This window comes from Paracoccus sp. TD-10, assembly GCF_048270675.1.
Lineage (GTDB): Bacteria > Pseudomonadota > Alphaproteobacteria > Rhodobacterales > Rhodobacteraceae > Paracoccus > Paracoccus pantotrophus.
Window position 1 is genome coordinate 39,638 of the sequence record NZ_CP182421.1, and the last position, 13,455, is coordinate 53,092.

Here is a 13,455-nt window from a genome sequence, read left to right on the forward strand (position 1 = left end):
TGACGACTACTTGAGCAGTTGCGGAAGCCAGAGGCTGAGGCCCGGCAGATAGGTGATGATCGCCAAACAGATGAGCAGCGACAGGTAGAAGGGCAGCATGCTGCGGATGATGTGCTCGATCCTCAGCCCCGCCACCTGACAGGCGACGAAGAGATTGACGCCGACCGGCGGCGTGGTCATGCCGACCGCGAGATTGACGATCATGAGGATCCCGAAATGGATGGGGTCGATGCCCATCTTCAGCGCCACCGGCGTCAGGATGGGGGCCAGCACGGTGATCGCGGCACCCGTCTCCAGGAACATGCCCACGAGAAGCAGCAGCAAGTTGATCAACAGCAGGAAGACCAGCGGATTGTCGGAGATCGACACGAAGACCTGGGAGATCAGCTCCGGGATGCGGTTTGCCGTCAGCACCCAGCCGAAGACGCTGGCCGACGAGATGATCAGCAAGATGACGACGGTGTTCAGCAGAGACGACCGCAGAGCCATCACCAGCTTCTCAACGGTGATGGTGCGGAACACGACGACACCGATGATCAGCGCAAAGCAGACGGCGGCCGCCGCGGCTTCGGTCGGCGTGAAGACGCCGCCGTAGATGCCGCCGAGGATGAGGACGGGCAGCATGAGCGGCAGGATGGCCGCCTTGAAGCTTTCCCACACGCCGGGCTGCGGGCCGAGCCCGTCGCCGGACGCGCCGGGTTTCGCCCTGCCATAGCCCTTGCGCTTGCTGACGAGGTAGACGGTCAGCATCAGGCCGCCGGCCACCAGCAGGCCGGGAAGGATACCAGCGAGGAAGAGATCGCCGATCGAGACCGGCACGCCGGCGGTCAGCGCGAAGATGATCATCGGGATCGAGGGCGGGATAATGACGCCGAGCTCCCCGGAGGACGCCTGTACGGAAGTGGCGAAGGGCCGCGAATAGCCACGCGCCGCCATGGCCGGGATGAGGATGCCGCCGATCGCCGCCGTCGTCGCGGCGCTCGATCCGGAAATCGCGGCGAAGAACATCGCCGACAGCACGGCGACGAGGCCTAGGCCGCCGGTGGCGCGGCCGACGAGCGATTGGGCGAAATTGACCAGGCGGGTAGAGATGCCGCTCACTTCCATCAGCGCGCCGGCGAGGATGAAGAAGGGAATGGCTGTCAGCGGGAAGGAATCGAGCGCAGCGAACATGCGCTGGATCATGGCCTGGAGCGGGATGCCGGAGCCGTACATGGCCATGGCCGAGACCATGCCGAGCGTGACGGCGATCGGCACCGCGCAGGTGAAGAAGACGAGCATGGAAGCGGTGAGCGCGACGGGAAACATGGCGATTCTCTCAGCTTGCGGCCTGGACGATCACGCTCGGCGGCGGATCGAAGGCGACAGCGATGGTGTTCACGAGGGCGAGGAGCGCGCCGACCGGAATGGCGAGGTAGACGTAGCGCATCGGCAGTTCGAGCGAGCCGGACATCAGGGTTCCGACCATGCCGCTGACGGTCCAGCCGTAGTAGACGAGGATTGCCCAGAAGACGATGCTGATGACGACGCTGAAGACGCTTATGATCCGCGCCACGGAGGCGGGCACAGCGATGAAGATCGCCTCGACGGCGACCAACATGCCGCGGCGCACCACGACGCCTGCGCCGAGGAAAACGCACCAGATGAGCGCGAAACGGATGAACTCCTCCGACCAGCCAAAAGGCGATTTCAACACGTAGCGCGCCACGACCTGGGCGATTCCGAGACAGGCGAGAAGGCCCAGGATGCCCGCCAGGAAATTGAGGACCAGGGCGTTGAGCATGTCGAGCCATCGGATCATCGCCCATTTCGGGCGATGATCTTGCTGGCTCGTCGAAAGGCCGACAACGGCCTCGTTGGACGAGGGTTTCATCGAAGCATCTTTCGGTTACGCGGGCTTACTGCCCGTTCGGGGCCTCGACAGCGGCTACGCTGTCGTAGAGATCGGCGACGGGGGCGAACGTCTTGTGGACAAAATCCGTGCCGACACGCTCCTGGAAAGGCTTCTTGTCCGGCTCGATCAGCGTCATGCCGGCATCCTGAAGCTGCTTGACGAAGGTTTGCTCGCCCTTCTGCACCTCGTCCGAGGCATAGGCCTTGGCGACGCCGTTGGCGGCATCGACGATTGCCTTGCGCTGGTCTTCCGGCATAGCGGCGAGGCGGCCGGCATCCATGACGACCACCACCGGCTCGTAGGCGTGCTCGGTGCGCACGAGGTACTTCACGACTTCCGAGAACTTTGAAGAGAGGATCAGCGACAACGGGTTTTCCTGCCCATCGATGACGCCCTGCTGGAGGGCGTTGAATACCTCGCCGAAGTTCATTGGTGTCGCGGAGGCGCCAAGTTGGTTCCAGGACTGCACGGTGACTGGGCTGTCGGGAACGCGGATCTTCAGGCCGGAAAGATCTTCCGGCTTTTCCACCGGGACCTTCGTCGTCAGCCAGCGCGGGCCGCGCAGCCAGTAGGCGACGACCTCGTAACCGGATTCGTCACGGATGCGCTTGGTGATCTCGCCGCCGACCGGGCCGCCATAGACGGCGTTGTAATGGTTCACGTCGCGGATCATGAAGGGCAGCGTGAAGATACGGGCGGCCTCGGACGCCGTGGACAGCACGCCGGCGCCGCCGACCCAGATGTCGTTGGACGAGAACTTGATGCCTTCGAGCAGTTCGCGGTCGCTGCCGAGCGTGCTGTTGCCGTGGATCTCGATCTTAACCTCGCCGTTCGTGGCGGCCGCGACGTCGTCGGCGAACTGCTTCGCCGCCGCCGCGTGGATTTCCGATTCCGGCCAGACATGGCCGAGTCGAAGGACTGTTTCTGCAGATGCACTGGTGGCAAAGAGAGCCACGGCAGCCAGCAGGGCTGCCGTTTTCAGTTTCATGTTCATGTTGGTCTCCTCCCGATTGAACACTAGCTTTGGAAATAGACGGCCTTGACGGTCGTGAAGAACTCCTGGTTGGAATGGCCGATGGAATAGGCGCCGAAGCCGGACGCCTTAACGCCACCGAAGGGCATGTGCGCCTCGCTGGCCGTTCCGTGATTGACGTGAACCATGCCGGACTGGCTCTCGCGGGCGAACCGCAGCGAGAGGTTGACGTCGTTGGTGTAGACAGAGGCCGCCAGCCCGTATTCGACGCTGTTGGCCACCTCGATCGCCTCATCGATCGAGCCGACCGGAATCACGGCAAGCACCGGGCCGAAGACCTCCTCCAACGCGAGCCGCGAGGTCTTGGCGACGCCGGTGAACAGCGTCGGCGCGACGAAATGACCCCTGGCGAAGTCGCCGTCCTCCATAGACGTGCCGCCGAGCGCGAGCGTCGCACCATCCTCCCGTGCATTGGCGATATGCCCCATGACGGAGGCCTTGTGCTGGGCGGTGATCAGCGGACCCATCGTGGCGCCGGCCTGCCAGGCAGGGCCGACCTTGATTGCCGCCATTTCTGCTTCAAGCGCTTCGGTGATCTCGCGGGCGTCCTTCTCCAGCACGACGATGCGGCTCAGCGCCGTGCAGCGCTGGCCCGAACAGGCGAAGGCGGCGCCGGCGATCTGCCTGGCGATGGTCGCAGCACTGTCGTAGTCGAGGACGACGGCGGGGTTCTTCCCGCCGAGCTCCAGCTGTGTGCGAACCAGACGGCGGCCGGCCTCCGCGTTGATCGCGACGCCAGTTCCGGTGGAACCGGTGAAGGATACGCCGCGCACCAGCGGGTGGCGGATCAGCGCCTCGCCGACCGCGCGGCCGGAACCCAGCACGAGGCTGACGACGCCTGCCGGAACGCCGGCGTCACGGAACACGTCCATGAGCTTGACGGCGGACCAGGGGGTCAGGTTCGACGATTTCAGGACGACGCTGCAGCCGAAGGCAAGCGCCGGGCCGATCTTGCGCACCGGGGTGACGACCGGGAAGTTCCACGGCCCGATGGCGGCGACGACCCCGATCGGCTCTCGCAGCGTCATGGCGAAGCCGTTGCGCTTTTCGCTGGGCAGCACGTCACCGTCGATACGGCTCGCCTCGCCGGCGGAAAAGCGCAGCTCCTTGGCGGCGCGGCCGACTTCGCCGCGCGCCTCCGTCAGCACCTTGCCCTGCTCGGCGGCGAGGATGAAGGCGAGCTCGTCGATTCGCTGCTCCAGAAGGTCGGCGGCGCGGAACAGGATCGCGCCGCGATCCGGGCCCGGCACCTGCCGCCATGAGAGCCATGCCTTGTGGGCCGCGACGACCGCCTCGTCCACTTCGGCCGCGCCGCTGTCGGCGAAACGGCCGAGGGACTGGTCGCGATCTGCGGGGTTGAAGATCTGGGACGTCTTGTCGCCGGCAGGCTTCCATTCGCCGCCGATGAAGTTTCCGTAGGTTCCGCCAACGGCTCCGGCGAGCCAGTTCAACATGTCGGACATCGTCATTCTCCTCCCCGGCCGCTCAGACCAGCTCGGCCCTAAGCAGGGCCTTCATGTCGTCTTTGGTCGGCTGGCGCGGATTGACCGGCACGTTGCCGGACAGCATCGCCTCATCGACGATCTCGTCGAAGCGGCCTTCCGTGACGCCGAAATTGCTGAGCTTTGCGGTGATGCCAACATCGAGCTTCAGCTTCTCGATGGCCGAGACGGAGAGCGCGGCAGCCTCCTCAACCGAAAGACCGGCGGTTTTCTCGCCGAAGATCTCTGCTATGCGGGCGAACTTGCGGGGGTTGGCGAGATGGTTGAAGCGCATCACCTCCGGCAGCATGATCGCATTGACCAGGCCGTGGGGAATGCCGAACTTCGCGCCAAGAGGCATGGCGAAGGCGTGTACCAAGCCAAGGCGCGTGCTGTTGAAGGCCATGGCCGCGATGGTGCTGGCGAGCAGCATGTCGCCACGCGCCTCGACGTCGGAGCCGTCGGCGACCGCCTTGCTTAGGCTCCTTGCGATTAGCGTCATCGCCTGGTCGGACATCGCCTCCGAGATCGGCTGCGTCGCGGTATTGACGTAGGACTCCAGCGCGTGGGTCAGCGCGTCCATGCCGGTGGCGGCGGTGATCTGCGGCGGCAGCGAAAGCGTCAGTTCCGGATCGAGAAGCGCAATCGCCGGGCAGTTCAGCGCACTGCCGACGCTGATCTTTGCCTTCGCGACCTTGTCGGACAGCACGGACCAGATGGTGAGTTCGCTGCCCGTACCGGCCGTGGTGGGTACGGCGATCACCGGCGCGCCTGCCCTCGGCACCTTGCCGATGCCGACATAATCCTTGATGTTGCCGTCGTTGACCAGCATCAGGCCGATCGCCTTTGCGGTGTCCAGCGCGCTGCCGCCGCCGATGCCGACCACGAGGTCGCAACCGTTCGCCTTGCCGTGGACGGTGCCCTCGTCAACGGAGCGGGTGGCAGGATCGCTTTCGACGTCGGCGTAGACCGCGTTGAAGATCGAGGCGCCGGTGAGGATCGCCTGGACGCGATCGATAAGGCCGACGCGCTGCACGCCGGGGTCGCCGACGACCAGCACGCGCGAGCCGCCGAGGGCCTTGACGAACTCCGGCAGCCGGGCGATCGCGCCATTGCCGAATTCGATCTGCGTCGGGATGTGGTAGGAGAATGCACGCATGGTTCGTTCTTTCAGGACAATGGAAGTTCGTTGAGCGAAAGGCCGTAGGCCGCGCCGAGGGCGTTGAGTTCGTCCTCGACCTTGGCCGGCAGCGTGATGCCGTCGCGGAGGCGGCTGGCCTCTAGCCGGCTTTCAATCTCGCCCGCGTAGAAGATTTCTTCGACGCCGCCCGCCCGGGGCTCCAGCTTCAGAAGGCGGATGTAATCATCGAGGCGGGCCATGAAGGTTTCGAGCGGCATCCAGCGCGCAATGTCGAGCACGATGAACATGTGACCGACGTTCTGGGGCTCTTCCCAGTTGTCGTACATGTTGTTCACCGAGGGGCCGAAGCCCGCGCCGGTCAGCACGCCGCACAGGATGTCGATCGCCATGGCGAGGCCCGAACCCTTCGCGCCCCCGAGCGGCAACACAGCGCCGTCGAGAGCGGCATGGGCGTCGGTCGTCGGATTGCCGTCCTTATCGACAGCCCAGCCGAGCGGGATCGCCTCGCCCTTGCTGGCCGCGACGATGATCTTGCCGCGGGCGACGAGGCTCGTCGCCATGTCGAGGATGAAGGGGACGTCGGTGCCGGTCGGAAAACCGAAGGCGATCGGGTTCGTTCCCATGAAGGGCCGCACACCCCCTGTCGGCGGCATCGTCTGGGACGCGTTGGACATGACGATCATCGCCAGCCCCTGCGAGACCGCCTGCTGCAGGTAGTGCGCGCCGGTACCGAAGTGGTTGGAATGACGGACGCCGAGAATGTAGGCGCCGTGGGTCTTGGCGCGGGCCATGGCGATGTCGAGACCGCGGGCGCCGACATAGGCGCCGAAATTGTTGCGGCCGTCGAGCAGGCCGACCGGCCCGTCGTCGCGCTCCAATTGAGGTTCGGCCTTCGGATCGATCATGCCCTCGGCCATGCGCTTCAGGTAGACGCCGAGGCGCACCACGCCGTGGGAACTGACGCCACGCAAATCGGCCGCGACAAGGCTTTCGGAGACCGCACGGGCCACGGCGTCCGGCGCACCGGCCGCCGTCAGTAGCTTGGTGGAAAAATCGACGAGTTTCGAGGCGCTGTGGGCCATGGCGCTCACAGTCCCTTGGCGCGCAGCGTCTGGTCGACCCAGGTGCGGTCGACGGTGCCATCGGCGATGCTGGCGAGGATGCCGGTCTCGCGGGCCTGCTGGGCGACCGCGAGCGCCAGGATCTCCTCCGCGTGGCTCTGCGGAACGGCGAGCACGCCATCCTCGTCGCCGAGCACGATATCGCCGGAGGAGACCACCATGCCGCCGACCGTGACCGGCACGCCGACCTCCCCGGGGCCGTCCTTGTAGGGGCCGCGATGGGTGACGCCACGGGCATAGACCGGCAGGCCGCTCTTTGCGATCGCGCCGGAATCGCGCACCGCGCCGTCGATGACGAAGCCGGCGACACCGCGGGTGATTGCGTAGTTGAGCATGATCTCGCCGATGATGGCGTTGGTGAGATCGCCGCTGGCGTCGACCACGATCACGTCGCCCGGCCTGGCGATGTCGAGCGCCTTGTGGACCATGAGATTGTCGCCTGGGCGGGTGCGCACGGTCAGCGCCGAGCCGCATAGCACGGCATCACCGTGGAAGGGCCGCAGGCCCGTGCCGCCGGCGAAGATGCGGTGCATGTTGTCGCTGACGATGGCGGTGGGGATCGTCCGAAATTTTTCGACGAGTTCCTTGGACGGACGACCGAAGCCCTCCATTACGCGAAATCCTAGCAATGTAACCTCCCGAAACGCAGTCGCGTTTTTTGTTCGTGTGGGGGATCGTAGGCAGCCCTTCTATTGACGTCCAATACATTATGAGCCTTCTATTGATGCCCTGGAGGTATTGCCGATGCTCGAAATCCGTCAGTTGCGCTATGTGCAGGCCGTGGCCGAGGAACTGCATTTCGGCCGGGCGGCGGCACGCCTGCACATCGCCCAGCCGGCGCTGTCGCGGCAGATCCAGCAGATCGAGCAGCAGACGGGTGCCGCACTCTTCGTGCGCACCCAGCGGAAGGTGGAACTGACGGCCGCCGGCGCGCTGATGCTGGAGCGCAGCCGCTCCATCCTGCGCGAACTCGAGCAGTTGGAGCAGGATGTGCGCCGCGCCGGCAAGGGCGAACTCGGACGGCTTACCATCGGCTTCATCCATTCCTCGACCTACGGGCTCCTGCCGCGAACGCTGCAGCGTTTCCGCTATCTCTACCCGGACGTGGAGCTGGAACTCAGGGAGATGAGCATCGCCGACCAGGCCACGGCGCTCGCCCGCGATCATATCGACGTCGGACTGACGCGGCCGGCCCGCTATGCGCCGGGCATCGAGACGCTGTCGATCATGGAGGAGGATTTCGTAGTCGCGGTGCCGGCCTATCACCTGCTGGCCTCGTCGGCGTCCACGCCGCTGGCGCGGCTTTCGAACGAGCCGTTCATTCTCTTTCCCCGCGCCAGCAGCCCGCTGTTCAACGCCTCGATCCTTAGGATGTGCGAGGCGGCCGGCTTCACCCCGCAGGCGATCCAGACGGCGACGCAAGTGCACACCGTCGTGGGCCTCGTCAGCGCCGGCATGGGGGTCGCGATCGTACCGGTGACCGCCAAGAACATGCAGGTCTCCGGCGTCGCCTTCCTGCGCATCCAGGAGGACCCGCCGCCGGTCAGCGTCGTGTTGGCCTGGCGGACGAGCCGCGAAATGCCGTCGCTCCGCGCCTTTCGCGCCATCGCGCTGACGGTCGGCGAGGAGTTCATGGCCGAGCAGGCGATAACTCGACTGCGGAGGTGATATCAGATTGTAGTCGCGACCATGGGTAGCTTTCCGGCAACCACCAACGTCATCGCCACGATCACGGGGCGGCGGGCAATCCGGTCAACCCGGCCGGCCATCGCACCGCCTATCTGTGGGAAGAAATCTGGGCGCGCGAAAGCTGGCTTGAGATTCTCGGCCGGTACATGGTCGGGATGCGGGATGCGAAAAAGCAGCTGACTGGCATGATTTTTCCGCGTTTTCATCAGCTTGACGCGACCCGCAAGCTGCGGGCGGGCGTGCTGGAGGAAGGGCCGGGCGGGAAATACCTGATCCAGCATTCGGCGGGGTCAGGCAAGACCAACTCCATCGCTTGGACCGCGCATCTGCTGGCCGATCTGCATGACGAGCGGGACGAGAAGATTTTTTCCTCGGTCGTCGTGGTCTCGGACCGCAACGTGATCGACACGCAGTTGCAGGAGGCGATCTTTGCCTTTGAACGCACCACCGGCGTGGTGGCGACGATCACCAACGAGGCCGGGGCCAAGAGCGGCCAGCTTGCCGAGGCGTTGGCGGGCGGCAAGAAGATCGTCGTCTGCACGATCCAGACCTTTCCCTTTGCGCTGAAGGCGGTGCAGGATCTGGCGGCGACCAGCGGCAAGCGGTTCGCGGTGATCGCCGATGAAGCCCATTCCAGCCAGACCGGTGAGGCGGCGTCGAAGCTGAAGCAGGTGCTGTCAGCTGAGGAACTGGCCGAATTGCAGGATGGCGGCGAGATCAGCGCCGAGGACGTGCTGGCCGCGAACATGGCGGCAAAGGCGGGATCTTCGGGGATCAGCTTCATCGCCTTCACCGCAACCCCCAAGGCCAAGACGATGGAGTTGTTCGGCCGCCGCCCGGATGTCGATGCGCCCGCCGGACCGGGCAACCTGCCCGAACCGTTCCACGTCTATTCGATGCGGCAGGCCATCGAGGAGGGCTTCATCCTCGACGTGCTGAAGAACTACACCCCCTATGCGTTGGTCTTCAAACTGGCAAACGGCGGCGCGGAAATGGACGACCGCGAGGTCGAGCGCAGCACGGCGCAAAAGGCGCTGATGCAATGGGTGAAGCTGCATCCCTGGAACATCGCGCAGAAGGTGGCGATCGTGGTCGAGCATTACCGCTCAATGGTGATGCCGCTGCTGGGTGGGCGCGCCAAGGCGATGGTGGTGGTGGAAAGCCGCAAGGAGGCTGTCCGCTGGCAGATCACCATGCAGAAATACATCAAGGGAAAAGGTTATGGCCTTGGCACGCTGGTTGCCTTTTCCGGCGAGGTGAATGACCCCGACAGCGGCCCCGAGCCGTTTGCCGAATCGTCGAAGGTGCTGAACCCCGGCTTGCGCGGTGATATTCGCGAGAGCTTCAAGGGGCCGGAGTTCCACGTCCTGATCGTCGCCAACAAGTTCCAGACCGGCTTTGACCAGCCGCTTTTGTGCGGCATGTATGTCGATCGCCGGCTGGCGGGCATCCAGGCGGTGCAGACGCTGTCGCGGTTGAACCGGGCGTGGTCCTCGGGTGGGATCACCAAGGATACGACCTATATCCTCGATTTCGCCAACAGCGCCGAGGACATCCTGACCGCCTTCCGCACCTATTACGAGACGGCGGAACTGGAGGCGGTGACCGATCCGGATCAGGTGCTATACCTGCGGGCAAAGCTGGATGCGCTTGGCTATTATGACGATTTCGAGGTGGATCGCGTGGTTCGGGCGGAGCTGGACCCCAGAGCGAACCACGCCAGTCTGTCCGCCGCCATCGAGCCGGTGGCGGATCGACTGCTGAAATCCTTCCGCGCGGCGAAGGATGCCGAGATCGCGGCCCGTGCCGCTGGCGATGACCGAGCGGCGCTTGCCGCCAAACAGACGCAGGATGTCCTGACCGTGTTCAAGGCCAACATGGGCGCCTTCCTGCGGCTTTATGCCTTCCTGTCGCAGATCTTCGACTATGGTTCGACCGCCATCGAGGCGCGCAGCATTTTCTACCGTCGCCTTATCCCGCTGCTGGATTTCGGCCGCGAGCGGGACGGTGTGGACCTGAGCAAGGTGGAGCTGACGCACCACAAGCTGACAGCGAAGGACAAGGCGGACCTGACTTTGGGCAGCGCGGCTGAAAAGCTGAAGCCCATGAGCGAATCCGGCTCGGCGGAAGTGCAAGACAAGGAAAAGGCTCTGCTGTCCGAGATCCTTGCCAGGATGAACGATCTGTTCACCGGCGTGACGGACAACGACCAGCTTTCTTATGCCATGGCGATCAAGGGCAAGCTGGTAGAAAACGAAACGCTTTCCCAGCAGGCTGGCAGCAACCAAAAGGAGCAGTTCGACAACTCGCCGTTGCTGAAAGCGGCAATCATGGATGCTGTCATCGACGCCTTGGACGCACATTCGGCGATGAGTCGTCAGGCATTGGAGTCACAGACGATCCAGGATGGGCTGAAGGCGGCACTGATGGGGCCGGGGCGGCTTTACGAGGCACTGCGCGAGCGGGTGGCATGATGCGAGAAAAGGCAAAGCTCGGCCCTTACCGGACGGTCGGCCTCGACCCATGTTGCGTGACCGCACCCCCAGAAGCCGACGCTCAGTTGGTGCCGCAGCAAGATCTAGCCATGATTGTATCAATACGGGACCCAGTTGCCGTTTGCAGGTGCCGCACGACGAAGCACAACATCGCACCCGGATCGACCCGCAGGGCGGAAAGCTGAAGTGCGCTGCAAGTGCGAAACACTTCGTATTTAAGGAAGAATGTGGACATTCACGATGGCGCGTCGTTGCCCGCCTACGGCAAGGCGTTGCAGCGGCTGATTGCGAAAGACGTGCTGCGAATGGCGCGCTGAGCGACGACCTCTCGTCAGAAGAACGAATTCTGTTCTAGGACTACAACGAGAAACGGGCGACCGGATGGCCTAGGCTGAGCCTCGGAAAGAGCGAGAGCCTAACCCAACAGGGACAGCGCGGCCGCTTTAATCAAGTCGTATGCCGCTCCGAGGACCACCGCTGAACCCACAGCAGCTGCGATACCTCGATGGATGAACGCACCCCACCGGCTGCGCTTGTAGTATTCCATCGGCGGGAAGAGCCACCGAACGTACTGGAAGACGAACCGAGCCAGCAGCAGGGTTAACAGGATCGCATAGACGCCAAGAACGACATTGAGGAACACAGATTGGTTACTCAGCCATTCCGCGACCCATGCCCCCCGCTTATAGAACAGCCAGATCGCGGCGGGCAGAAACAGCAGGTAGATGAAATAGTCGTATGTGCCAGACCCGTGAATGATCGGGCGCGCTGCCTTCCGTTTCTTGAAGAAGTCGTCGATCTTCTGCGCAGTCGAGATCACCCAATCCTCATCCCGCCCCGCGACATTGATCACGCTGCGGTTCTCAGTCGGATTGGATGGCAATGTTTGCAGGTCGATCTTCAAAGATGGCCTTTCGAAGCCGAGGAACACTTCGACGGTATTTAAAGGCCGGAGATTGATCGCCCGCTCAGCAAAAGCGGCGTTTGACGCGAACAGCGACTGCAAATCGTCCGGGAAGGCCCTTTCATCTGTCTTCGGAATGCCGAGGCCCTGCATAGAGTCACCATTGCCCGCGACATAGTTGTACTCGATGGGCATCAACTCGTTCACGCGCGCCCTTGCCTGCTGCGGACTGTCGAATGTGGCGAGATCGAGCCTGCTATACTCGATTTCCTTCGCCTTTTCGTTCACCTCGGCGAGCAGTTCGCAGAACTCTTTGAGGTCGTCCGCTGACAGGACGAGGTTGGTAGGTTTGAGGTCACGCCGATACAATGGCACTCGCACCGGATCAGCAGCCTGCATCTGCTGCGGTCGGGCTTCGACAGGTTCGGGCAGGTTGTCCGACGCATCCGCGCGCAAATTCTCATGAGCGTCAGCCGTCATTACCACCTGCTGTTCCGATTGCTTCTCCGCACCGCCATACGCCTCTACCAACCGAGCGTCTCCATAATCTCGCCAAGGTCCGGCGCTTCGATCTCAGGCAGATCGAGTTGATAGCGGTTGGTCTGTGGCTCGCCCATCCAATCCGTACCGACCTGCACTGTGATCGTCATGTGCCGCTTCGTGATGTGGATGCCGCGAATGTTGTGCAGGCTTGGGTTCGCGAGCACCCAGACCCGGAAGCGCTGTAGGTTGTCGGGCCGGAAGAACGCCACCGCCTCGTGCAGGTATCGGGTGCCATGCTCGATGCGCTCGATTACGGCGGCGCGCTTCTCCATCAGCTTCTCCGCTTCGCGTTCCGTGACGCCATCGGCTTGGCCGACTATGCAGGCGATGCCGCCCCGCGCATCACCGAAGGCGCGGCAAGGCTGGCCGAGGTAGGCGACGCCTTGAACGTCGCTACCGACGATCTGCTCCCTGACGGCCTTCGGGATGTAGTGGCCGAGGCCTGCCATCGCGGCCTCGGCCTCCCACTCGTTCGGAGCAATGTCGGCGTCGATGATCGGCAGGAGGTTCGCCGCCCTACCGATGATCGCCGCGGCCTGCTGCCGCTTGAGCCGCGCACCGGCCAACTGATCCCGCTTCCGATCCAGCGAACTGACCGTTGCCTTGTCGAAGTATTCCTCAGCGCAGACATTGCCGCACAGCGCGCGGCGACCGTCTTCGAGCAACGCGAGGTAGCCGTGCCGGTGCAACTGCTTCTGCGGGCAAAAGGCGCAGTGCACGTCGTGGTCGGCGGAATAGGGTTCGAGGAGTTGTATCGGGCGTGCACCCGCCTCCACCTCAAGAACGACGCCCGGTTGCTTCTCCGGGTCGGTGATCAGGAACTCTTCGTTGGGAGAGGATCTCGCCATAGCTAACTCCGAATCTGCTGAACCAACCAATGGTCCACCAGATTCGGGGCCGGAGTCAACCCCTAGTGTTCAGCAGAGGGGCTGCCCCGAGATTTAGCGGTGATTTTCGGGGCGGTCAACGCGAAAATTGGATGACATGGCGGAATTATGCTCCGGTGACGCGCGGCCAGGGCGGCGTCCAGATGCTCCTTCCTCTTGATCAACGGAGGAACCAATGCTCATCACCCGACGCTCGCCCGGGCTCCAACCGCGCGACTATCGACTCCTGCTTCCCCGCGAACCGCGGATCGACTGCCTCGCTTGTGT

At 63.8% G+C, this 13,455-nt stretch carries 11 protein-coding genes; 2 read left to right on the top strand and 9 right to left on the bottom strand.

Annotated features, from left to right (window positions below; all coding sequences use genetic code 11):
• Positions 1-6: 6 nt before the first annotated feature.
• From ACNKFW_RS22440 to ACNKFW_RS22470, 7 genes are read right to left on the bottom strand one after another with little or no spacing between them, the layout of a single operon-like run.
• The gene (locus ACNKFW_RS22440; protein ID WP_116171237.1) at positions 7-1,308 is read right to left on the bottom strand and encodes a TRAP transporter large permease; all 1,302 of its coding nucleotides are present in this window, start codon (positions 1,306-1,308) and stop codon (positions 7-9) included.
• A gap of 10 nt (positions 1,309-1,318) precedes the next feature.
• Positions 1,319-1,873 carry a TRAP transporter small permease gene (locus ACNKFW_RS22445; protein WP_116171236.1) on the bottom strand — a complete coding sequence of 185 codons (555 nt, stop codon included), beginning with the start codon at positions 1,871-1,873 and terminating at the stop codon, positions 1,319-1,321.
• A 25-nt stretch (positions 1,874-1,898) separates the two neighbouring features.
• Positions 1,899-2,888, bottom strand: a complete 990-nt coding sequence (locus ACNKFW_RS22450; protein WP_148044833.1) for a TRAP transporter substrate-binding protein — start codon at positions 2,886-2,888, stop codon at positions 1,899-1,901.
• A 23-nt stretch (positions 2,889-2,911) separates the two neighbouring features.
• Positions 2,912-4,390 carry an aldehyde dehydrogenase family protein gene (locus ACNKFW_RS22455; RefSeq protein ID WP_116171234.1) on the bottom strand — a complete coding sequence of 493 codons (1,479 nt, stop codon included), beginning with the start codon at positions 4,388-4,390 and terminating at the stop codon, positions 2,912-2,914.
• A 22-nt stretch (positions 4,391-4,412) separates the two neighbouring features.
• Positions 4,413-5,567, bottom strand: a complete 1,155-nt coding sequence (locus tag ACNKFW_RS22460; RefSeq protein ID WP_123130464.1) for an iron-containing alcohol dehydrogenase — start codon at positions 5,565-5,567, stop codon at positions 4,413-4,415.
• 11 nt (positions 5,568-5,578) lie between these two features.
• Positions 5,579-6,631 (bottom strand): Ldh family oxidoreductase, encoded by a 1,053-nt coding sequence (locus ACNKFW_RS22465; RefSeq protein WP_116171232.1) that lies wholly within the window; start codon positions 6,629-6,631, stop codon positions 5,579-5,581.
• 5 nt (positions 6,632-6,636) lie between these two features.
• Positions 6,637-7,281 (bottom strand): RraA family protein, encoded by a 645-nt coding sequence (locus tag ACNKFW_RS22470; protein ID WP_116171231.1) that lies wholly within the window; start codon positions 7,279-7,281, stop codon positions 6,637-6,639.
• Positions 7,282-7,414: 133 nt separating this feature from the next.
• Here ACNKFW_RS22470 and ACNKFW_RS22475 point away from each other — a divergent pair, with 133 nt between their 5' ends.
• Positions 7,415-8,338 carry a LysR substrate-binding domain-containing protein gene (locus tag ACNKFW_RS22475; RefSeq protein ID WP_123130465.1) on the top strand — a complete coding sequence of 308 codons (924 nt, stop codon included), beginning with the start codon at positions 7,415-7,417 and terminating at the stop codon, positions 8,336-8,338.
• Positions 8,339-8,544: 206 nt separating this feature from the next.
• Positions 8,545-10,833: a type I restriction endonuclease subunit R gene (locus ACNKFW_RS22480; RefSeq protein ID WP_259676992.1), complete on the top strand. Its 2,289-nt coding sequence runs from the start codon at positions 8,545-8,547 to the stop codon at positions 10,831-10,833.
• A 436-nt stretch (positions 10,834-11,269) separates the two neighbouring features.
• On the opposite strand, the gene ACNKFW_RS22485 is transcribed toward ACNKFW_RS22480, so the two are convergent.
• Positions 11,270-12,289, bottom strand: coding sequence for a hypothetical protein (locus ACNKFW_RS22485; RefSeq protein ID WP_418025973.1), 1,020 nt, complete (start codon positions 12,287-12,289; stop codon positions 11,270-11,272).
• Positions 12,283-13,149: a hypothetical protein gene (locus ACNKFW_RS22490; RefSeq protein WP_123130467.1), complete on the bottom strand. Its 867-nt coding sequence runs from the start codon at positions 13,147-13,149 to the stop codon at positions 12,283-12,285. Before ACNKFW_RS22490 ends, ACNKFW_RS22485 begins: the two co-directional genes overlap by 7 nt.
• Between the last annotated feature and the right edge of the window lie 306 nt (positions 13,150-13,455).